Origin of the sequence: Devosia enhydra (assembly GCF_900119845.1) — a bacterium.
In the GTDB taxonomy this organism is placed as follows: Bacteria; Pseudomonadota; Alphaproteobacteria; order Rhizobiales; family Devosiaceae; genus FPKU01.
Map to the genome: position 1 here is coordinate 1112147 of NZ_FPKU01000001.1, position 21136 is coordinate 1133282.

At 66.7% G+C, this 21136-nt stretch carries 20 protein-coding genes; 9 read left to right on the plus strand and 11 right to left on the minus strand.

Annotated elements, in window-relative coordinates; all coding sequences use genetic code 11:
* Positions 1 to 63: 63 nt before the first annotated feature.
* The 6 genes from BT183_RS05465 (at position 64) to BT183_RS05490 (ending at position 6199) form a co-directional block, all read left to right on the plus strand.
* Positions 64 to 882 (plus strand): IclR family transcriptional regulator, encoded by an 819-nt coding sequence (locus BT183_RS05465; protein WP_072339719.1) that lies wholly within the window; start codon positions 64 to 66, stop codon positions 880 to 882.
* 54 nt (positions 883 to 936) lie between these two features.
* Entirely contained in the window at positions 937 to 1782 is an 846-nt protein-coding gene (locus BT183_RS05470) for an ABC transporter ATP-binding protein (protein ID WP_084603262.1), read from the plus strand.
* Positions 1779 to 2687, plus strand: coding sequence for an ABC transporter permease (locus BT183_RS05475; protein ID WP_072339721.1), 909 nt, complete (start codon positions 1779 to 1781; stop codon positions 2685 to 2687). Before BT183_RS05470 ends, BT183_RS05475 begins: the two co-directional genes overlap by 4 nt.
* Before the next feature lie 53 nt (positions 2688 to 2740).
* Positions 2741 to 3733 (plus strand): ABC transporter substrate-binding protein, encoded by a 993-nt coding sequence (locus tag BT183_RS05480; RefSeq protein ID WP_072339723.1) that lies wholly within the window; start codon positions 2741 to 2743, stop codon positions 3731 to 3733.
* Positions 3734 to 3796: 63 nt separating this feature from the next.
* The gene (locus BT183_RS05485; protein ID WP_072339724.1) at positions 3797 to 4792 is read left to right on the plus strand and encodes an ABC transporter substrate-binding protein; all 996 of its coding nucleotides are present in this window, start codon (positions 3797 to 3799) and stop codon (positions 4790 to 4792) included.
* Positions 4793 to 4807: 15 nt separating this feature from the next.
* Complete coding sequence (locus BT183_RS05490) at positions 4808 to 6199, plus strand: MmgE/PrpD family protein (RefSeq protein ID WP_072339725.1); 1392 nt, start codon at positions 4808 to 4810, stop codon at positions 6197 to 6199.
* A gap of 3 nt (positions 6200 to 6202) precedes the next feature.
* Here the strand turns inward: BT183_RS05490 and BT183_RS05495 are convergent, their stop codons facing one another.
* The 5 genes from BT183_RS05495 to BT183_RS05515 all read right to left on the minus strand — a co-directional run bounded on the left by BT183_RS05495 (position 6203) and on the right by BT183_RS05515 (position 11750).
* Positions 6203 to 6805 carry a histidine phosphatase family protein gene (locus tag BT183_RS05495; protein WP_072339726.1) on the minus strand — a complete coding sequence of 201 codons (603 nt, stop codon included), beginning with the start codon at positions 6803 to 6805 and terminating at the stop codon, positions 6203 to 6205.
* Complete coding sequence (locus BT183_RS05500; RefSeq protein ID WP_072339728.1) at positions 6802 to 7836, minus strand: ABC transporter ATP-binding protein; 1035 nt, start codon at positions 7834 to 7836, stop codon at positions 6802 to 6804. Before BT183_RS05500 ends, BT183_RS05495 begins: the two co-directional genes overlap by 4 nt.
* An 8-nt stretch (positions 7837 to 7844) precedes the next feature.
* Positions 7845 to 9581 (minus strand): ABC transporter permease, encoded by a 1737-nt coding sequence (locus BT183_RS05505; protein WP_072339730.1) that lies wholly within the window; start codon positions 9579 to 9581, stop codon positions 7845 to 7847.
* A 72-nt stretch (positions 9582 to 9653) separates the two neighbouring features.
* Positions 9654 to 10790 (minus strand): ABC transporter substrate-binding protein, encoded by a 1137-nt coding sequence (locus BT183_RS05510; protein ID WP_072339732.1) that lies wholly within the window; start codon positions 10788 to 10790, stop codon positions 9654 to 9656.
* A gap of 123 nt (positions 10791 to 10913) precedes the next feature.
* Positions 10914 to 11750 (minus strand): MurR/RpiR family transcriptional regulator, encoded by an 837-nt coding sequence (locus BT183_RS05515; RefSeq protein WP_072339734.1) that lies wholly within the window; start codon positions 11748 to 11750, stop codon positions 10914 to 10916.
* A gap of 110 nt (positions 11751 to 11860) precedes the next feature.
* On the opposite strand from BT183_RS05515, the gene BT183_RS05520 reads away from it, so the two are divergent.
* A complete protein-coding gene (locus BT183_RS05520) occupies positions 11861 to 12463 on the plus strand; it encodes a pseudouridine synthase (protein ID WP_072339736.1) in 603 nt (200 codons plus the stop codon).
* Between the two features lie 164 nt (positions 12464 to 12627).
* Positions 12628 to 13656, plus strand: coding sequence for a dipeptidase (locus BT183_RS05525; RefSeq protein WP_072339738.1), 1029 nt, complete (start codon positions 12628 to 12630; stop codon positions 13654 to 13656).
* 243 nt (positions 13657 to 13899) lie between these two features.
* Here the strand turns inward: BT183_RS05525 and BT183_RS05530 are convergent, their stop codons facing one another.
* From BT183_RS05530 to BT183_RS05540, 3 genes are read right to left on the minus strand one after another with little or no spacing between them, the layout of a single operon-like run.
* Positions 13900 to 15258: an ATP-binding protein gene (locus tag BT183_RS05530; protein ID WP_072339740.1), complete on the minus strand. Its 1359-nt coding sequence runs from the start codon at positions 15256 to 15258 to the stop codon at positions 13900 to 13902.
* Positions 15255 to 15920, minus strand: coding sequence for a response regulator transcription factor (locus BT183_RS05535; protein ID WP_072339742.1), 666 nt, complete (start codon positions 15918 to 15920; stop codon positions 15255 to 15257). Before BT183_RS05535 ends, BT183_RS05530 begins: the two co-directional genes overlap by 4 nt.
* Complete coding sequence (locus tag BT183_RS05540) at positions 15921 to 16568, minus strand: PepSY domain-containing protein (protein ID WP_072339743.1); 648 nt, start codon at positions 16566 to 16568, stop codon at positions 15921 to 15923. It lies immediately after the preceding gene.
* 392 nt (positions 16569 to 16960) lie between these two features.
* Here BT183_RS05540 and BT183_RS05545 point away from each other — a divergent pair, with 392 nt between their 5' ends.
* Complete coding sequence (locus BT183_RS05545) at positions 16961 to 18292, plus strand: DUF6600 domain-containing protein (protein WP_143145674.1); 1332 nt, start codon at positions 16961 to 16963, stop codon at positions 18290 to 18292.
* 51 nt (positions 18293 to 18343) lie between these two features.
* Here BT183_RS05545 and BT183_RS05550 read toward each other — a convergent pair whose 3' ends face one another.
* From BT183_RS05550 to BT183_RS05560, 3 genes are all read right to left on the minus strand, one after another.
* Positions 18344 to 19063: an SDR family NAD(P)-dependent oxidoreductase gene (locus tag BT183_RS05550; protein WP_072339746.1), complete on the minus strand. Its 720-nt coding sequence runs from the start codon at positions 19061 to 19063 to the stop codon at positions 18344 to 18346.
* On the minus strand, positions 19060 to 20142 hold the full coding sequence (locus BT183_RS05555) for a Gfo/Idh/MocA family protein (RefSeq protein WP_072339748.1): 1083 nt from the start codon (positions 20140 to 20142) through the stop codon (positions 19060 to 19062). The genes BT183_RS05550 and BT183_RS05555 overlap by 4 nt, the downstream gene beginning before the upstream one ends.
* Before the next feature lie 73 nt (positions 20143 to 20215).
* The gene (locus BT183_RS05560) at positions 20216 to 21136 is read right to left on the minus strand and encodes an ABC transporter permease (protein WP_072339750.1); all 921 of its coding nucleotides are present in this window, start codon (positions 21134 to 21136) and stop codon (positions 20216 to 20218) included.

Below are 21136 nucleotides of genomic sequence, written 5' to 3' on the forward strand. Positions count from 1 at the left end.
GTATCTTCTAGCTGTTTGTCTACAGGATGAAATCTACTTTCATTAGATGAAAAGGACGATCTGATGAGCGACAGCAGGCGCCCCGCTTCCGAAGATGGCGAGCCGCGCGGCTATCGCGTCAACGTGCTCGATCGCGCCATCGCCGTCCTCAAGACCTTCACTCTTGCAGAACCCAGCCTGACCCTGAGCGAGATCGCGCAGCGCGCCGATCTGCATGTCAGCACCTGCCTCAGGCTGCTCTCCACCCTGCGCCACCACGGGCTGGTATCGCGCAGCGAGGAGGATGGGCGCTACCGGCTGGGCTACGAGGTTCTGGCGATCGCCGAGATCGCTCGTTCGGGCAGCGGTCTCGTCGATTGGGCCATGCCGGTGATGCGCGAGCTGGCCGATCAGTTTGATGAAACGGTGGTGATCAGCGCCCGGGTGGGCGACTACCGCATCGACCTCGACCAGATCATCGGCCAGCAATCGGTACGCCGGGTGATCGCGCTGGGCGAACGCAAGCCGCTCTACGCCGGCGCCGCGAGCCGGGTGCTGCTCTCGGGCTTCACCGATGCCCAGCTCGATGCCTATCTGGAGCGCGTGACGCTGCGCAAGCTCGCCGATCAGACGATCACCGACCCCGATACGCTCCGCCGGGTCATCGCCGATGTCCGGCGCGATGGCTATGCCGAAAGCGTGCAGGAACAATCCGATGCCGGCGGCGCCGGCGTTTCCGCCGCCATCTTCGGGGCGCGCAACGAGATCGTGGGCGTCATCGGCGTCTCGGTCCCGCAATTCCGCTTCACCCCGTCGCTGAGGGCCCAGCTGATACCGGCAGTGCTCAGCGGCGCGGCACGGATTTCACGCGTCATCGGCGGAACGGGGCGGAAAACCGCCTGACCCAGTCGACCCCGCGCCAGCCGCGGAGCCAGAAGAGTTTGCAGGGAGGAACCAATGCAGACGGCACACCAGGGGGGCGGCCCTGCCCCCACCGCGCCTGCGGTGATCCGGGCTCGGGGCATCGATCATTATTACGAAGGCCAGACCGGCTGGATCCATGCCCTAAGCCATCTCGACCTCGACATCCCGCGCGAGGAATTCCTCTGCATCATCGGCCCGTCCGGCTGCGGCAAGAGCACGTTTCTCAAGATCGTTGCCGGCCTCGTCGAGCCCAGCGCCGGCGAGATCCTGCTCGATGGCAAGAAAATCACCGGGCCCGGCCCCGATCGCGGCATCGTCTTTCAGGAGCCGGCGCTGTTTGCCTGGCGCACGGTGATCGGCAATGTCGAATTCGGCCTGCAGATGCAGAAGATGCCCAAGGCGCAGGCGCGTGAGCGGGCCCAGCAGGTGCTCGACATCGTCGGGCTCGGGCATGTGACCAATCTCTACCCCTACCAGCTGTCGGGCGGCATGCGGCACCGCGTGGCCGTGGCGCGGGCCTGGGCGCTGACCAGCGCCAAGCTGCTCCTGATGGACGAGCCGTTCTCGGCCATCGACGCCATCAACCGCATGACCTTGCAGGACTACCTCATCGACACCTGGATGAAGGAAAAGCGCACGGTTCTCTACGTCACCCACGATATCGACGAGGCGGTCTACCTGGCCGACCGCATCCTTTTGATGCGGCCGTCGCCCGGTCGGATCGGGCGCTATTTCCATGTCGACATGGAGCGCCCGCGCGACCGAAACAGCGCCGAATTCGCTGCGCTCAAGGCCGAGATCACCGAGGAAATGCACAAGTCGGCCGATGACGGCTACGAGAGCGACGACGCCTCGGCCCATGCGGGAGTGGCAGCATGACCTACGAGAACACCGCGGCCAAATCGCTGCTCGAGGGCAGCGCCATTCCCCCCCGCACCCGGCCGGCAGCGCGCACTTCCGAGGATTTTGCCCGGCACGAGCGCGACAAGAAGCGCAAGCTGGCGTTGCGCCGGGTCTTACGCGGCGCCATAGGCATCGGCGGGCTGCTCGTGCTCTGGCACGTCATGTCGGTGGCCTATAACCTGCAGCTGATCCTGCCTCCACCGATGGCGGTGCTGCAGCGCGTCTTCGGCATGCTGACGCTTGACGATACGCGCTGGCTCTATGGGCCCAATGTCTATGTGCACCTGGCGCAGAGCTTCCAGCGCGCCATGATCGGCTTCGGCCTCGCCGCGATCCTCGGCATTCCGCTGGGGCTGCTCGTCGGGCGCATCGCCATCGTGCGCGAATTCCTGCAACCGATCATCAAGGCCTTCTACCCCGTGCCGGGCATCGCCTGGATCCCGCTTGCCATCCTCTGGTTCGGGCTCTCCGATACCGCCGTGATCTTCGTGGTGTTCATGACGGCGTTCTTCCCGCTCTATTTCAGCGCGGAAGCCGGCGCCCGGCAGATCAGCCCGATCCTAATCGATGCCGGCCGCTGCTTTGGCGCCAACGGATTGACGCTGTTCTACCGCGTCATCCTGCCGGCGACCGTGCCGTTCATCACCACCGGGCTGCGCATCGGTCTCGGCGGCGCTTGGCGCATGATCGTGGCGGGGGAAATGCTCGCCTCTTCGGCCGGTATCGGCTTCATGCTGATGGAAGCCCGCTTCCAGTTCCGCGCCGTGGACCTGATGACCGCGATGATCCTGATCTCGATCGTGGGCTACCTCACCGAACTGCTCATCGTGCGGCTGGTGGAAAAACGCACCACCGAAAAATGGGAAGTCAAATCGGCCTGATGCTCCGGGGAGGGAGCATGGGGCCAGGGCCTTCGGGCCAAGGGAGGACCACAATGAAAGCACTGAAAACCATCGCTGCCGCGCTGGCGATCGTGGGTCTTTCTAACGCGGCCGGGATGGCGCAGGACAAGCTGCCGGTGCGGATCGGCTGGCTCAAGGCGAGCCTGACCACCATCGCCCAGGCAATCGCCGAGGAAGAGCAGCTCTACGACGCCAACGGGCTGGCCCCGACGATCACCGCCATCCAGTCGGGCGGCAATGCGACGGGCATCGAGGCGCTGCTGCGCGGCGATTTCGACGTCTATTTCGGCGCCATGTCCGAGCTGGCCCGGCTCAACGGGGTCGCGCTCGAACAGGGTGGACAGCCGCCGCTGGCGGCAGTGGCGATCGGTACGCCGGGCGCCACCCACCTCGTGGTCGGCAATGACGTGCCTTTTGAGACCGTCGAGGACCTGCGCGGGTTGACGCTGGGCGTAAGCTCGCTGGGCTCGATCCATCTCGTGATGTTCCGGCATTATCTCGCAAGCCAGGGGCTGACGACCGACGCGCTGGGGCTGACACTTCTTCGCGTCGGGGCCAGCGACATGCCTCCGGCACTCCTCACCAATCAGATCGACGGCTTCCTGCACTCCCAGCCCACGCCGAGCGTCGCCGAGGCGCGCGGGGCCGGCAAGGTGGCGCTGGCGCCCCAGGACATGGGCGAAGTCGGGCTCTCCCCGACCTCGGCCATCATGGTCAGGCGCGACTGGGCGGCGGCCAACCCGGAGACGGTGACGCGCGTCATCGCCACCTTCCGGCAGGCCAGCGAGATGTTCGGCACCCTGCCCGAGGATCGGCTGGTGGCCATCGCGCAGGCGGCGATCGGCTCGGAGGACGACCTGATCCGGCGCGCCATGACCTCGGTCAACCCACGGCTCGTGGACGATTTCGAGGCCGGGGCCGATATCTACTGGCGCACCGAGATCAGCGCCATGAAGGAGCGCGGCGAGCTCATCGAGAGCTTCGAGCGTGAGCATATGTTCGACTTTTCTTACGCCGACCGCTGAGGGGCGATCGGAACAAGGCCCCGGCAGCGCCGGGGCCGCACTGTTTCCTGGAGGAGGAACATCATGGGTTTGCTCGCAAAAGTGCTGCTGGGGGCCGGACTGGCCGCCGCAATGACCGCCAGTGCCCTTCCGGCGCTGGCGCAGGAGCCGACGACCGTGCGCATCGGCTGGCTCAGGTCGAGCCTGTCGCTGATCATGCACCCGATCGCGGTGGAAGAAGGCTTTTATGCCAGGAACGGCATCAACCCCGTGGTCACCGAGGTGCGCTCGGGCGATGGCGGCATCGGCACGCAGTCGGTGATGACGGGGGATCTCGATATCTATATCGGGGTGGTGAGCGATGTGGCCAAGCTCAACTCCAACGCCAAGGATATAGGACAGGAGCCGCCGCTGGTGGTGGCGGCGCTGGGTTCGCCCGGAGCGACCAATCTCGTGCTGCGCAACGCTGTGCCGTTCGAGACCATCGCCGATATCAAGGGCCTGCGCATCGGGGTGAGCTCGCTGGGCTCGGCCCATCTTGTGACCTTCCGCCACTATCTGGCCGAACAGAACACCAGCGTTGAAGACCTGCAATTGCAGCTGGTGCGGGTTGGCGGCAGCGACATGCCGGCGGCGCTCGTGTCCAACCAGATCGACGGTTTCCTGCATTCCCAGCCGACCCCGGCCATCGCCATCGCGACGGGGGAGGCCAAGCTCGTGCTGGCGCCGAGCCAGATGGGCACGGCCGGCACCTCGCCCAATGTCGGCATCATCGCCTCGCGCAAATGGGCGGCCGAAAATGGCGACACCTTGGCCCGCGTGGTGAAATCGCTCCAGGAGGCAAGCGCCGCCTATTCCGCCATGCCGGTTGAGCGCGTGGTGGAGATCGCGGTGAAGTATCTGGGCGGCGACCCGGCCACCATCGCCGCATCGCATCCCTTCGTCGATCCGCGCATCGTCGATCTGCGCGCCGGCGCCGACACCTATTGGTCGGTGGAAATGTCGGCGATGAAGGAGCGCGGCGAAGTGGCCGAAAGCTTCGAACAGGCCGACATGTTCGATTTCGACCTCGCCCAGTAAAGTCCAGAGGCCACGATGAGCGAGGGCGTGTCGCGGGTTCTGTCGACCCATGTCGCAACGACGCGCAGCGCTGACCTGCCCCGCCATGCCATGGAGCAGGCCCGGCTCTCGCTCATCGATGCTTTGGGCGTCACGCTCGGGGCCAGCGGTCTCGGCGAAGGCTGCGATGCCTTTGCCGAGATTGCCCGCGAGACGGCGCCCGGCGGACATGCGGTGGTACCGGGCTACGGCTTTGCGACCTCCGCGCCCATGGCCGCCTGGGTCAATGGCGCGATGGCCCACGCCCTTGATTTCGAGGACACCCATGACCATGCCATCGCCCATCCGCATGCGGCGGCGATTGCCGCTGCGCTGGCGCTGTGCGGCGACCCGGCGCGTCCGGTGAGCGGCACCGAACTGCTCGGAGCCATCGCCGTTTCAGGCGATCTCGTCTGCCGGCTGGCGGCGAGTTTCAGGGTCAATCCCGATGGCTTTGGCTGGCACACAACGCCATGGCTCGGGGTCTTTGGCGCGGCCACCGCAGCGGGCCAGTTGCTCGGGCTCGATGCCGACGGGATGCGCGCGGCCTGGTCGCTGGCGCTCTCGCAGATGTCGTCCTTCGGCGCGCTCCGCCACAGCCCGGGCTCGCATATCCGCGCGGTGCGCGACGGCTTCGCGGCCAAGGCCGGAGTGCTGGGCGCCATGCTGGCAGCGCGCGGGGTTCTGGGCTTTGCCGAACCGCTCGAGGGCAAGGCCGGCTTTTTCGACGCGGTAGCACGGCGCGAGGTCGATACGGCGCCGATCCTCGACGGGCTTGGAACGGTGTGGCGTGGCGCCGAAGTCAGCTTCAAGCCGTGGCCCTGCTGCCGGGGCACCCATTCCTATGTCGAGGCGGGGCTGCGCATCCGCGCCCTGCCGGGCTATTCGCTTTTGGCGCTGGGCGTCATCGAGGCAGTGGTGAGCGAGAAGAACCGCATGCTCTGCGAACCGACCGCGCACAAGCGGCGCCCCGATACGGCGATCGGCGCCAAGTTCAGCATTCCCTTCACGCTGGCGACCGCTTTGGTGAAGGGGCGGGTCGACCTCGCCTCGTTTTTCCCCGAGGCCCTGGCCGATGCCGAGGTGCTGGCGGTGGCAGAGCGGATCACCTGCCGGATCGACCCCACCATTCCTCTACGCGACACGGTCTCAGGCACGGTGCGGCTGAGCCTCGACGGCACCGGGCACGAAGTGCGGGTGTCGCCCGCGCCGGGCCATCCGGACCTGCCGATGACGCCGGCGCAAATGCGCGGCAAGTTCGAGGATTGCGCCAGCCACGCGCGCACAGCGCTTCCGCCCGGGCGCCGCGCGGCACTCTGGGCGCAATTGCAGGACGTCGCTTCCCTCCCCACGATGGGGCCCGTGATGGACCTGATGCGGGCCGACTGAGGCTCAGTCGGGAGCGTCGAGCACCGGGCCGCCCGGGGCATAGTTGAAGAGCTCGAGGCGGAACGCATCCTCCCCCGGCTTGCGCGCGAGGATGGTGAGGCTGCCCGGCCCGACAGGAATGATCCGCCTGGGCTCGAGCCCGAGCAGCGCTTGCAGCAACGCGCGGATGACCCCGCCATGGCAGACGAGCAGCACCCGGTCGGCGGCCTCGAGCGCCGGGGCGACGACCCCGCTCGTGCGCGCGACGAAATCGGCCCAGAGTTCGCCGCCCGGCGGGGCCGCCTGCCCTGCTCGCCAGCCGCGATAACCCTCGGGGTCGGTCGCCACGATGTCGGCGATATCCCGACCGGTCCAGTCCCCGACATCGACTTCGCGCAGGCGCGGTTCGGGCACGGCGTCGGCAAAGCCGAGAAGTTCGGCCGTGCGATGGGCTCGCAAAAGATCGGAGGTCAGGGCGCGGTCGGGCGCGAGCGCGCGGATGGTGTCGGCCAGCGCCAGGGCCTGCGCTTCGCCCTTGTCGGAGAGCCCGATATTGGCCTGGCCTTGCAGCCGGCGCAGCGCGTTCCACTCGGATTCGCCATGCCGGACGAGAAGAAGCCGCTTCATTGCAGACGCTCCCCTGTCGCTCCAAAGAGTGCGGCGGGGCTCGGTGGCAGGATGAAATGCACGCTGTCTCCAACCGTGAAATGCGGTGCCTGATCGACCACGGCGGTGAGCCGTCTGTCGCCCGATGTGCCGGTGATCATGATGCGGCCGGCAACGGGGCTCGCTTCGGCAAATTCGAAGGCGAGGCTGTCAGGCGTCGGCTGGGCGGAAACCCGCATGTCCTCGGGGCGATACATGAGGCTAACGCCCTGAGGATGGCCGGCGGCCAGAACCGGCGGCAGCGCCGAGACCGGCACGAGATTGGCTGGCGGGGTGCCCACGAAGGTCGCGACAAAGGCTGTCGCCGGTCTCGCCACCAGCTCCGCGGGCGGGCCGAACTGCTCGACACGGCCGGCATTGAGCACCGCGACATGGCTCGCCATGGTCATCGCCTCGACCTGATCATGGGTGACATAGACCGAAGTAGCCCCGGTGGCGCGGTGCACGCGCAGCAATTCGGTGCGCATCTCGACGCGCAGCTTGGCATCGAGATTGGACAGCGGCTCATCGAACAGCAGGATGCCCGGCTTGGGCGCGATCATCCGCGCGATGGCGACGCGCTGCTGCTGGCCCCCCGAAATCTCGTTGGGGTAGCGCTGCGCCAGCGCGCCGATGCCGAGCAGGCCCAGCACCTCGCTGACCCGCGCCTGCCGTTCGGCCTTGTCCAGCCCCTTGACCTTGAGCGGCCAGTCGACATTGCCAGCCACCGTCATATGCGGCCAGAGGGCGTAAGACTGGAAGACCAGCCCGACATTGCGGCGCGAGGGATCGATGGTCCAGCCCTTCTCGCCATCCGAGACGGTGTCCTCACCAAAGACGATGCGGCCGGCGCTGGGCGTTTCGAGGCCCGCCAGCATGCGCAGCATGGTGGATTTGCCGCAGCCGGAGGGCCCCACCAAAACGAGGAACGCGCCCTTGGGCACCTCGATGTTCACATCCTTGACGGCATCGAAGCTGCCGAAGGACTTGCCGAGCGTTTCAAGGCGGATCATGTGCGTTCTCAGGACTTGAGCCAGGGCTGCGACTTGGTCTGGAGGCGATTGGCCAGAAGCGTCGCGGCGATGGAGATGACGAGAATGACGACGGTGATGGCGTTGGCGAACTGCCCGAAGCCTTCCGAGGCATAGCGGTAGGCCAGAACCGACAGCAGCGGCGTGGTGGGGGTGAAAAGCAGCACGACCAGCGAGAGATCGCGCATGATCTTGACGAAGACGATGAGTGCGCCGGCGGCCAGCCCCCGGCTCGCGAGCGGCACGGTGATAGCGAGAAGCCGGCGCGGGAAGCTCGCGCCCGTCATGCGGGCACTTTCATCGAGATCGCCCGACACCTGCTGGATCACGGCCCGCCCGGTCTGCACCGCGAACGGCATCAGATAGGCCGTGGCGGCCAGAACGAGCAGCGGGAAGGTTCCGTAAAGCGCCGGCATCGGCCCGATTGGGGCGCCGAAGAGCGCGATATAGGCGGCCCCGAAGGCAATGCCGGGCACGAGCAGCGGCAAAAAGCTCAGCTGATTGATGGTACCCGAGAGCGGGCCCCTACCATAGCGGGCCAAAACGAAGGCGACCAGCAGCCCGACGATCGTCGTGGTGATGGCCACCGCAACGCCCAGGCTCAGCGTCATGCCCGTGGCCGAAACGATGAAGGGGTTCGAGAAAATGCCCGGCTGCCCTTGCGCAAAGCTCGGGTTGGACAGCCCCACCCAGTAATGCAGCGTCCAGTTCGAAAAGAGCGCCGAGGACGAAGGGGCCAGCGATGACGCGATGAGGATCGCCACCGGAACGATGGTGGTCAAGACGCAGATCAAGAGCGCGGCGAGAAACAGCGGCATCCGCGCCGCGCCCAGATCGAAGCGCTTGGCGCGCCCGCCCTTGCCGGTGATGGTGGCGTAGGAGCGGCGCCCGGACACCACGGCATTGCCGGCCCAGAGGAACAGCGCCGAAATCAGGATCAGCAGGATGGCCACGACATAGCCACGCGCCGTCTGGCCCACTTCGATGAGCCCGAACAGCCGCGTCGCCATGGTCTGCATCCGTACAGGCAGGCCGAGCAGCGCGGGCGCCGCGAAATTGGAAACGGCGCCGGCAAAGGTCAGCGAAGCGCCGGCCACAACCGCCGGCAGTGCCACCGGCAGCACGATGCCGAAGAGGATGCGGCCACGCTTGGCCCCGGCGATCTGCGCGGCTTCGACGAGATCGGAATTAACGGTCGCGAGCGCCGCCGCGATGACCGTGAAGGCGAGCGAATAATAGTGCGCGATGAGCACGATCAGCGTCGGCACCATGCCCCAGGAGAGCCAGTCGGGAATGGCGAGCCCGAGCCCTTCGAGAAAGCCCGACTGCCCTCCGACGCGCGAATTGCGGAACAGCGAGCCCCAGGCGAGCGCGGTGGCAAAGCTCGGGATCATGAAGGGCAGCGTGGCCAGAAGCCCGATGGTGCGGCGGAAGGGCACGTCGGTCATCACCACGAGCCAGGCGAGGAAGCCCCCGATCAGCACGCAGCCGCACGCCACCCCGACCCCGAGGATCAGCGTATTGCCGAGCGGCACCCAGAGCAGGTTGCGCGACAGCCGGCCGGTGGTCACTTCGCTCCAGGCGATGATGGCGCCGGGCGAGAGCGTATCGAGCACGATGCGCAAAAGCGGGGCGGCGATCAGCACGCCGACCAGCGCCAGAACGCTGAGCTTGAGCAGCAGCACGCCATCGAGGCGAAGGCCCTGCCGCAGGGTCATGGTGGACATCGCTTTGTTCCGGTCCTTGCCGTTCTCAAGGGTCCCCGACCATGCCGGGAACCCCGCTTGCGGGAGGAAAGACTATTGCAGCGACAGCACGAGGTCGCCGACCTCCTGCCGGATCTTGGCGGTGGCCGAGGGATCGATCGACCAGGCGATGAAGTCGGCGAGCGGCACCGCATCGGGGTGGCTGACGATATCGCTGCGGGTGGCATAGTCACCGGCGACGTAGAAGGGCGCAAAGCCCGCCCCGCCCGTCTCGCTGTCGTCCCCCATCAGGAAATCGATGGCGAGGCGCGCGGCGGCCGGATGGGGCGCATTGGCGGCAACCGCCAGCACGGCCGGGAAGATGATGCCGTTGGACGGCTCGACGGTGTTGGCCACCTGCAGCGCCCAGCCCTCATCCTCATTGTCGCGGCGGTCGGAGTAGGAGGTGAAGCCGACGGGCGGGTTCTGCTGGCCCTTGGCGCCGACGGCGGAATTGACGTCGTCGGTCGAGGACAGAAGGATCAAGTCGTTCTCGAACAGATCGACGATGAACTGCTCGCCGGCATTGGTGATGCCATCATCAAGCGCGATGGGCTGGCCGAACTGCGCCTCATAGGCGTCGGCCATCTCATCGGCGCGCAGCACGAACTCGGTCATCAGGTCGAGATAATCGCCGCGCTGGAGCGGATCGACCATCAGCACCTTGCCCGCCCAGTCGGGCGTTGTCAGCTGCCAGAGATTGGTGATCGGCGACCCATCGGGATAGGCTTCCTCGTTATACATCAGCACCTTGGTGGAAAGGCGCTGGGCCAGCAGCGGCGATTTCTCGTTGTCCTCGAGAAGCCCCTCGACGCGCGGCGGCACGTAGCGCGCCACGAGGCCTGGTTCCAGCAGATCGCGGAACACCACCGGCGCATCCGAAATGTAGACCACATCGACATTGGCGATGCCGGCGGTGGCCTCGGCCTTGATGCGGGTGATCTGCTCGGTGGAGGACATGTCATAGGCGATCATGTCGATGCCCGGATAGGCGGCCTCGAAGGCGGTCTCGACCCGCGCGATGCGGCTGGTGAAGGCATAAACGGTCACCGAGCCTTCGGCCTGGGCCAGCGGCAGCAGCTCCTCGGCGCTAAGCGCATCGAGGTTGGCATCCTGCGCATAGGCCGGCAGGGCGACGCCGGCGAGCAGCGCGAGGGCGAGAGTGGTCGTTCGGGCAGTCCTGTTGGTCATGGTTATCCTCCTCGGATTGAAGCGCCCCATGCGCTTCGATGCACGCCGTTTTTCATGGTTAAGTGACACGTGCATGAAAACTTGCAGTATTGTGGCGAACGACGGCGCCTGCCGACGCTGCCGCTATTCGAAGGCGTCGATGAGCTGTCCCAGCTTTTCCAGATTGTCGAGCGAGCCGCGCGGATCGACCTTGGCCATCGCCAGAACCAAGCCGTTGCAGATGGCCATGGGCACGGTGAGGGTCTGGAACGCATCCTGCCGCCCTGCCCGGGGCGCGAACAGCAGATGCTGCGCGGCCGGCTGAAGCGATGGCCCGACCGTGCCCGAGACCACGACGCTCGCCGCCCCGATCCCGGCCGCATGCTCGAACAGCGCGGCGTAATGGGTCGGTTGGCGGCGAAAAGCGAAGCCGAACAGCGCGTCTTCTGGCCCCATGACCAGCAATTGCTCGGCCAGGTCGCGCCCGTCGCCTGTGAGCAGCACGACCGGCCGCCCCATGCGGCGCAGGCGCCGCTCCATCAGCACGGCGAGGGCCTGCGCATTGCCGCGCGCGAAGATGAAGATGCGGCGCGCCCCGGCGAGGGCCGCAGCAGCGGCAAGAATGGCCTCATCATCGAGATACTGCTCGATGCGCGCCAAGGCCTCGATTTCCTGCCGGATGAGGTCGGACAAGAGCCCCGCCTCGGTGCCCTGCTGCAAGGTGTTGCGCACCCGTGCCGCCGGATCGGCGCGCACGATGAACTCTTCCTGGATCGCCGCGCGGAACCGGGAATAACTGGGATAGCCGAGCTTCTTGGCAAGACGCGATGCCGTCGCCTCATGCACGCCGATGCTCTGGGCCAGATTGCTCGCCGTGCCCAGCGCCACGTCGCGCGGGCTGTTGAGAATCTGCTTGATGAGCTGGTGCTCCGCAGGCGTCAGCTGCTCGGCCACCTCGCGGAATCGGTCAATAACGGACATTGTCTTCTCCCTGCCCGCAGACATACCGCGTCGCACGTTACCTTGCAATACGATTCATTTATGCAAGCTCGCTTGCAGGTCGATTTTCCCCCGAAGGAGACCCCGAACCGATGAGCCGCCTCATCCTGCTCAACAAGCCCTTCGGCGTCCTCTCCCAGTTCAGCCGTTCCGAAGGCGAGACGGGCCCCACGCTGGCCGATTTCGTAAGCGTTCCAGATGTCTACCCAGCCGGCCGGCTCGACAAGGACAGTGAAGGGTTGCTGCTTCTCACCGATGACGGGCGGTTGCAGGCCGAACTCTCCGACCCGCGCTTCAAGCTGCCCAAGACCTATCTCGTGCAGGTCGAGGGCAGCCCGTCCGAGCCGGCTCTCGCGGCCCTGCGCAAAGGCGTGGTTCTGCGCGATGGCCCGACCCGGCCGGCTCTTGCCGAAGCGATCGATCCGCCCGAACTCTGGCCCCGCGACCCGCCGGTACGGTTCCGCAAGAGCGTTCCCGACCACTGGATCGCCCTGACCATCACCGAGGGCCGCAACCGGCAGGTTCGGCGCATGACGGCTGCTGTGGGCCTGCCGACGCTCCGGCTGGTGCGCTGGCGCATCGGTGCGCTCACCCTCGAAGGTCTGGCCCCCGGCCAGTGGCGCGACGCCACGTCGGGCGAACGACCTCTGCCCGCCACGCCCTCACCGCCGCCCCGCCCCCGGTCGAACCGTTAGCCGCCCACTCAACGCACCACCGCTTTCGTCTCGTCCCGAATTACGAATATCGCAAATTCTGACGACATATTTGTGTCCATTCGTCAAAAAACATGTCTTAGACTGTTGTCCTTATGCCTTGCATTGGCTACGAGGCAAGGGAGGCACAATTTCTGGAACTGAACATGCGGGACACAACCACCCTCAGCGCCACCGAGCAGGCGCGCGTCGACGCGCTGCATGCAGAGGCTATCGTCATCGACGGCTCCATCGTGGCCGAGCTGGGGCCGGCCCATTTCGACCGCTACAAGCGCGGCGGGGTGACTGCGATCAACCATACCGTCACCGAACCCTATGCGGACCTCGCTGCCGGGCTCAGGCAGGTCAACGCCTGCCGGCGCTGGATCGCGGCGAATGCCGACAAGGTTCTGCTGGCTGAGACCGTCGCTGACATCCACGAGGCCAAGGCCTCGGGACGCGAAGCCATCATCTTCGGGCCCCAGGATACCGAGATGATCGGGCTCGATCTCAGCCTTTTGGGCACGTTCTACGATCTGGGCATCCGCATCCTTCAGCTCACCTACCAGCGCCAGAACTGGATCGGGTCCGGCTGCGGCGAAAAGAGCGACGATGGCCTCTCCAATTACGGCCGCGCCTTCGTCAAGGAAATGAACCAGCTCGGCATCGTGGTCGATGTGTCCCATTGCGGGCAGCGCACCTCGGTCGAGGCGATGGAAGCTTCCGAAAAGCCGATCTTCATCACCCATTCGCTGTGCCACTCCCTGTCGCCCCATATCCGCGCCAAGACCGATGACACTATCCGGGCGCTGGGCCAGCATGGCGGCGTGATGGGCATCACCGGCCTCTCGCCCTTCCTCTATTATCCCGACAAGCCGACCACCCAGCCCGACATTGCGCGGCTCGTGGAGCATATCGACCATATCGTCGAGCTGGCCGGCATCGACAGTGTCGGCATCGGTCTTGATTTCGACGAGACCTTCACGCCCGAAAAGCGCGCCAAGTTTGCCGGCAAGCATGGCAGCCTTCTGGGCGAATGGCCCTGGGAAGAGCGGCGCTGCAAGACGCTCAACACCGCAGCCGACTTCCCCAATGTCACGGCTGGCCTCGTCAAGCGCGGCTATTCGGATGAGGACATCAGGAAGGTCCTCGGCGGCAACTGGCTGCGCGTCATGCAGGCCAACTGGAAGGCCTGACACGGCCGCGCGTGCCCGCCACCAACCTGCAGGGACGGACCCCATCGTCCGGCCCTTGCCTGACAATTCACTGACAGGCGGGGCAGCGCCCTGTCAGGGCTCCCGGCCTAGACTGTCCGGTGTCGAATCCGTGCTGCGGGACCTCCACAGCCGGCCGATGCAGGCGACGCCGGGCTTATCGCCCCCGCCCTACGCACCGGCGTCGCCATTTTTCCGCTCTCCGCCGCGAGGCCCCTACTCGGATCAACCCTCGGGCGTGCCCGCGCCGGGCAGCGACATCGCCACGGCCAGCCCCCCGAGCGGGGATCGGCTGATCGCGAGCCTGCCGCCATTGAGCTCGAGAATTTCCGAGGCGATGGCGATGCCGAAGCCACTGCCCTTGCCGCCCTGGTCGAGTCGCTCGCCCCTCGGGCCGAGACGGGCGATGTCTTCGGCACCCAGGCCGGGCCCGTCGTCTTCCACAAGCACCTCCACGAAATCTCCCACCACGGCGCCCGACACGCGGATCTCGTGCTCGGCCCATTGGCAGGCATTTTCGAGGATCACCCCGAGCAGCTCGATCAGATCCTGCGGGTCGAGATTGACCCCGATTCCGGCATCGAGGTTGAACGTCCAGCCCAGGCGTTCCCCTTCGGCGGTCTTTTCCAGCACGCGCGCAATCCGCAGCACCGCATCCTTGAGCGGGGAGCGCATGACGTGGCTGGCAGGGCGGTGGCGCAGGCGGGCGAGCCGCAACTGGTAGTCGATGCGCGCCGACATCTCGTCGGACATGCTGTCGAGCGTCTCGGCCGCCTCGTCCTCACCCTTGTCGCGCAGCCGCAGCGCGGTCGCGGCAATTACCGCCAGCGGCGTCTTGAGGCCATGGGCGAGGTCGGAGGCCCGCATCCGCGCGAACACCAGCGAGCGGTCCCGCGCCTCGAGCAGGTCGTTCACCTCCCGCACGAGCGGCCCGACTTCGGTGGGAAAGCTGCCGACGAGTCGCTCGGCTTCGCCCCGCCGCACCGATTGCAGCGAAAGGCGCAGCGCCTCGAGCGGCCGCAGCCCCAGCTGCACCTGCACCCAGGCGACAAGCGTCAGCGCCAGCCCGAGCACCAGCAGGGCGAGGCTCATTTCGCTGCCGAACGCGGCGATCGCCTGGTCGATGACCCGCCGATCCTCGGCGACGATGATCCGGTAGCGACGCGGGCCGGCATCGGCTTCTGCGAACTGCACGTCGAGCCAGACCGACACCAGCCTCTGCCGGTCGGGCCCATCGAGTTCGACCATCCCGGCCGCAGCGCCCGGCAATACGAGAACACCATCCACCAGCGATGGCGAGCGCGCCGACCGTCCGCTGTCGAGATCCTCGATCTGCCAGTAAAGCCCCGAAAGCGGCAGCGCGTAGCGGGGGTCGGCGAGGGGGGCGAGAAGCGCCGGCGTTTCGGCTTCGGGGTCGATGAGCGCGACGGCCCGGTTCAGATTGGCATCGAGATCGGCGGCCACCCGCCGCTCGATATGGGTGCTGAACATATAGAGCAGCACGATGCCGGCCATAAGCACCGCAACGGCCACCAGCACCGCCGCCAGCAGCAGCAGGCGCAGGCGAAGCGAATGCTGTTTCACCCGGCATCGTCTCCCATGTAGTAGCCGAAGCCGCGCCGCGTCTTGATTGCATCGGTGCCCACCCGGCGTCGCACGCGCCCCACCAGCACCTCCACCGAGTTGGAAGCGCGGTCGTAATCCTGGCTGTAGAGGTGCTCGATGATTTCCATCTGCGAGACGACGCGGCCGCGCTGGTTGGCGAGAAACGCAACGAGACGATATTCCTGCGGGGTGAGGTTGAGCGGCACGCCGCCCCTCACCACCCGCATCAGGCGCGTATCCACCACCAGATCGTCGACGACGATCTGCGAGGAGGCATGCCCGCCGGCGCGCCGGATCAGCGCCTTGACGCGCGCCACCACCTCCTCGATGCGGAAGGGTTTGACGACATAGTCATCGGCGCCGGCCTCGATGCCCTCGACGCGCTCCTCCCACTGTCCGCGCGCCGTGAGAATGAGCACGGGCACCGAGACATCGGCCTTGCGCCAGCGCTTGAGGATCGTCAGGCCATCGAGCCGCGGCAGCCCGAGATCGAGCAAAACGGCATCGAACCCTTCGGTCTCGCCGCGAAAATGGGCGTCCTCGCCATCATCGGTCACCTCGGCGACGAAGCCCGCGGCCCGCATGGCCCGCGCCAGCATGTCCTGGATGCGCGGATCGTCTTCGGCGATCAGAACGCGCATCTATCGCACCGGCCGCCCTGACCGGGCGTAGTAGAAGGCCGTCTCGACCTGGCCGCGGGGCCGCAGGATCTTGAGTTCATAAACGAGGATGCCGCCCACATTGAGCAGCCGCGTGTCGATGATCCGGCCCGCGCCGGCCTCGAGCGCGATGCTGGCGATCTGGTCGAACGGCAGGGCACGACCCGACTGCACCGCCTCGCTCGGCACTTCGACGGCAACAGGCGCCCCAGCCGCATTTCCTCCGGAGACCTGCCCGCCCTGCCCGGAATTGCTGCCTGCATTGCCCTGCCCCTGGGATGAATTACCCTGCCCTCCCGACTGTCCGGACGTGCCGGAAGAAGAATTGCCCTGGCCATTCCCGTTGCCCTGGCCATTCCCGTTACCCTGGCCATTGCCGTTCCCGTCGGCGCCATTGCCCGAATTGCTGCCCGGAGGACTGCCGCTATTGCTATCGGGTCCATTGCCATTGCCGTTTTCAGAGCCGTTGCCCTGGCCGTTTTCGGAGCCGTTGCCATTGCCCTGGCCATTCTCCGATCCGTTGCCGCCGGCATTTCCCGAATTGCCCTGGCCCAGCGCGGGCGAAGCCAGGCAGGCCACGAGCGTGACCAGAACAGCGAGGCTTTGCGCGAAGGCACACGGCTTCATCATTGCACGATAGCCAATTCAACCTGACAATTCGCTGACCGGACACTGGCGCAAAACCGTCCGCAGCAAAGCTTCCCCCATGGGAATCCGACTTTTGTGCGATCAGCCTCACGCAACCATCACGCCGACGTGACGTTGCGGGCAAGTGCGTATGGTGGGCGGGGGCCTACCGGAGACAAGACATGGCTCGCACCGCCCTGATGACCCTTCTCTACGTGACCAGTATCGGCACGTTGTTCTTAGCCTATTCGGCAGTGCCGGTTTAGCCGTGACTGTCGGGGGACAATGACAACAAGCCGGGGCACATGGAGATAAAAATGACGATAAGAAGACTTGCTTCCAGTGTGGCGACCGCCGCACTTCTTGCTGCAATGCCCTTGGGCATGGGTATTGGCTTGAGCCTGGTTCCGACCAGCGTACAGGCGCAACAGGTGAGCGTCAGCTTCGACCTGTTCTATGAGCGCCTTCGCCCTCACGGCACCTGGGTCCGGCACGACCGGTTCCGCTATGTCTGGTGCCCGGCCGTCGATCGCGATTGGCGGCCCTACACGCGCGGCCACTGGGTCTACCTGGCCGATCGCGGCTGGTATTTCGCCTCCGACGAGCCCTTCGCCTGGGCCGGCTATCATTATGGTCGCTGGTACGACGATGCGCGCCTCGGCTGGTGCTGGGTGCCCGGCACCACATGGGCTCCCGCCTGGGTGGCCTGGCGCCGTGCGCCCGATTATGTGGGCTGGGCCCCGCTGCAGCCGCAGAGCGACGGCTTTGCCGTTTCCATCGAGGTCAATGTCGGCGAACCGCCGGAGGATGACTGGTTCTTCGTGCCGGTCCGCAGCTTCCTAGAGCCCAACCTCTCGGTTGCGGTCATCTATTCCGACAGGGACCCCGAGCTGTATCGGCGCACCGAATATGTCGGGCCGGTGATCGTTCAGAACAACATCGTCATCAACACGGTCATCGACATCGACATCATTGCCCAGGAAACCGGGCAGGAGGTTCCCGTCGTCGAAGCCGCCGCGGTCGATGATCCCGAGGCCGCCGGCACCGCCGAGGGCGATACCGTGCCGGTCTTTGCCCCCGAGATCGAGGCGCCCGCCGAAGATACCGCCCCACCCGATGCCGTCGAACCCGAGGAAGCCGAGCAGCAGCGCGGACAAGCGGCGGGCGAGGACACCGAGGCCGAAAGCGACGACGAGGCGCAGGCTCCCGGTAATGCTGCGGGCGAAGCGACTGACGAAGGCGAGACCAGCGATCAACCGGCTGAAGCCGATGATGCGGCGGATTGCCCGGAGGGTCAGGTGCTCCAGGATGGCAGCTGCGTCGCCGCCCCGGCCGAGCCCGCGACCGAGGAGGCCGAAGAGGCAGCAGAAGAGCCCGCTGCGGAAGGCGAGCAGGCTCCGGCTCAGGAGGCTCCGGCTCAGGAGGCTCCCGCCGATGCTCCGGCCAACCAGACCGAGCAGCAGCCCGCCGACGCACAGGCTCCTGCCGAGCAGCCAGCCGCCGATCAGGCCCCCGCTCCCGAGCAGCCTGCCCAGCAGCAACCGGCCGAGCAGCCGGCCCAGGCGGCAGAGCCCGCCCAGCCGGCCGAACCTGCTCAACCCGCCGAGCCTGCCCAGCAGGCAGAGCCGCAGGCCGCAGCGCCTGCCGAGCAGCCTGCCGGAGCGCCGGCGCCCTGCCCCGAAGGTCAGGTCGCGACACCCGGAGGCGCGTGTCGGCCGGCCAACTGATCTGAAGCGGCTTCCGCATCGCGCGGAAGCCGCCTTCTCTTCGACGAGGCCTCAGGGCGTGTCGGAGGTCGCCAGTGTCCAGGCATTGAGCCGCTGGCCGCTGAAGCGTTCGGGCTCGGCGATCATGGTGGCGAAGGCGGGCGCCAACCGGTCGGGCTCCACCCATTTCTGCTTGAGCGCGTCGCTGTAATTGCGTTCCGACATCGGCGTGCGCATGTACATGCCGGGCGTCACCGTCATGGAATGGATGCCGAGCGCAGCCCCTTCGAGCGCGATGCTTTTCGAAAATCCCTCGAGCCCGTGCTTGGTGGCGCAATAGGCGGTCTCGTCCGCAAACCCCTCGATCCCCGAGCGCGAAGAGACGAAGATAAAGACGCCCCTCCCAGCTTCAGCCATGCCCGGCCAGGCCGCGCGCGCCAGCTGGAAGCCCGCTTGCAGCCCCACATTGGTGGTCCGCTGGAAGTCCGAAAGCGTCATCGCGGCAAGCGGCTTGGGGTCGAGGATGGCGGCGTTGTGGATCACCGCATCGATCCGCCCCAGCCGCGCGAGAATCGCGGCGATGGCTTCCGCCGTGGCCGTGGCATCGCTGAGATCGGCGACGTGTGCCGCCTCGGGCTGGCCGCAGGCTGCCGCCGTTTCGGCGAGAGCCCCGGCATTATAGTCGACGAGCGCCAGCCGCGCCCCGAGCCCGGCCAGGTGCCGGGCAATCGCCGCGCCGAGCCCGAGGGCCGCGCCGGTCACGATGACGGAGCGGCCCGCGATCGGGCTCACGCCCGGCGCTCCTCGGCCGGCAGGTCGACCCAGGCGCGTGTTTCGGTCGATTGCCGCACCGCATCGAGCACGCGCTGGTTGGCCAGCCCATCAAAAAAGCTCGCGCCCTGGCGCAGCGAGCGTCCCTCGCTGATCGCGGTGGCGAATTCGCGCAGCGCGGCGACCACCGAGACGTTCCAGATGCCCTTGTTGAGCCCCTCGAGCGCCGCGTTCGGATCGGGCTGGGTGACCTCCTCGAAACCCTGGCCGGCCTTGGCGAAATAGAGCTTCTCGTCTTCGTTCGAGAGCGTGATCGAGCCCTTCGAGCCGAACACCTGCGTCAGATTGCCGATATTGTTGGCGGCGACCCCGCTCATGAACACCTGCGCCAGCGCGCCCGAGCCCATGCGCAGGGTGAAATAGGAGACGTCGTCCGCCGTGGCCGTCCACGCTTCGCCCGTCGCCTTGTCGATGCGGTCGGGCAGCATGGTCAGGGCCTCGCCCACCACCGAGGCCACCGGCCCGAACCACCAGCGCAGCATGTCGACCTGATGGCTGCCATTGGCGCCCAGCCGGCCGCCGCCATGTTCGGCAAGGCTCCACCAGTCGCCTTTTGGCCGGCTCGCCGGATTGGCCCAGCTCGCCCCGATATTGGCGACATGGGCATGGCGGATCTCGCCCAGCTCGCCCTCTGCGATCAGCCGCGCCACATGCATGCGGTTGGGGTTGAAGCGAAGTTCATGGTCGATCATGTGCACGCGGCCGAGCGCCTCGGCCTTGTCGAGCATGGCCTTGGCCTCGCCGGCATGCATGGCGGTGGGCTTTTCGCACACCACATGCGCGCCGGCATCGAGCGCGGCCAGCGTCATTTCGGCATGGGTATCGGTGGGGGTCGCGATCAGCACCGCATCGACTTTGTGACGGTCGAGCATCTCGCGCCAGTCGGCATAGGCGTGGGCGATACCGAAGGCGTCGGCCGCCGAACGGGCGCTTTCGAGCCGGCCCGAGGCGATGGCGACCGTCTCGGCGCCCGGAACGTGGCGGAGGGCGGGCAGATAGGCCGCGCGCGCAAAGCTCGCGCCGATGATGGCAAATTTCATGGGTCAATCCTGCTGTTAAAGCCGATCCGGCGAAGAGCCGAAGCTCCTCGCCGGATCGCCGGTCGTGCAAGGGTCAGGCGTTGGTCTTGAGGCGCGGATCGAGGAAGTCGCGCAGCCAGTCGCCCAGGATGTTGAAGCTCAGAACCGTCATGACGATGGCCATGCCGGGGAAGAACGCCAGCCACCATTTGTTGGCCATCAGCTGGTCGCGGCTGTCGGCGAGCATGGCGCCCCAGGTCGGCACGTTGGGCGGCACGCCGAGGCCGAGGAAGGAGAGCGAGGCTTCCGACAGGATCACCGAGGCGACGTTGAACGAGGCGATCACGGTGAGCGGCGCCACGATATTGGGCAGGATGGTCCGGAAGATCACGAGGACGGTGGGATCGCCCAGCGCCCGCGCCGCCTCGACGAATTCCTTCTCGCGCAGTGATAGCGTCTGCGCTCGCACGATGCGGGCATAGGTCACCCACTGCCCGATGCCGAGCACGATGATGATGTTCATCACCCCCGGCCCGAGGATCACGAGGAACATGATGGCGAGCAGGATGAACGGGAAGGCCAGCTGGATATCGCCCAGACGCATGATCACGTCGTCGATCCAGCCGCCGAAATAGCCCGAGACCAGCCCGGCGATCACCCCGATCGTGCCGCCCACCATGATGGCGCAGATGCCCACGAGCAGCGAGACGCGGGCGCCGTAGAGCAGCCGCGAGAACACGTCGCGTCCGAGCCCGTCGCTGCCCAGATACATCATGCCCTGCCGGCCGGCCGTCATCGGGTCGGCGAGGCGCAGCATGATGTTCTGGCGGTTGGGGTCCATGGGCGAGATCCACGGCCCGAAGATCGCGGCGAACGCCACGCACAGGAGTACGAAGATGGCGACCAGCGGCCAGCGCGCCGCCACCAGCGAGCGCATGGCCCGGCGCATCTCGCGCCGGCGGTTCGAGATCGGCTTTGCAGCCACTGCGGGGCCGGGAAGAGTTTCGGTGGTCAT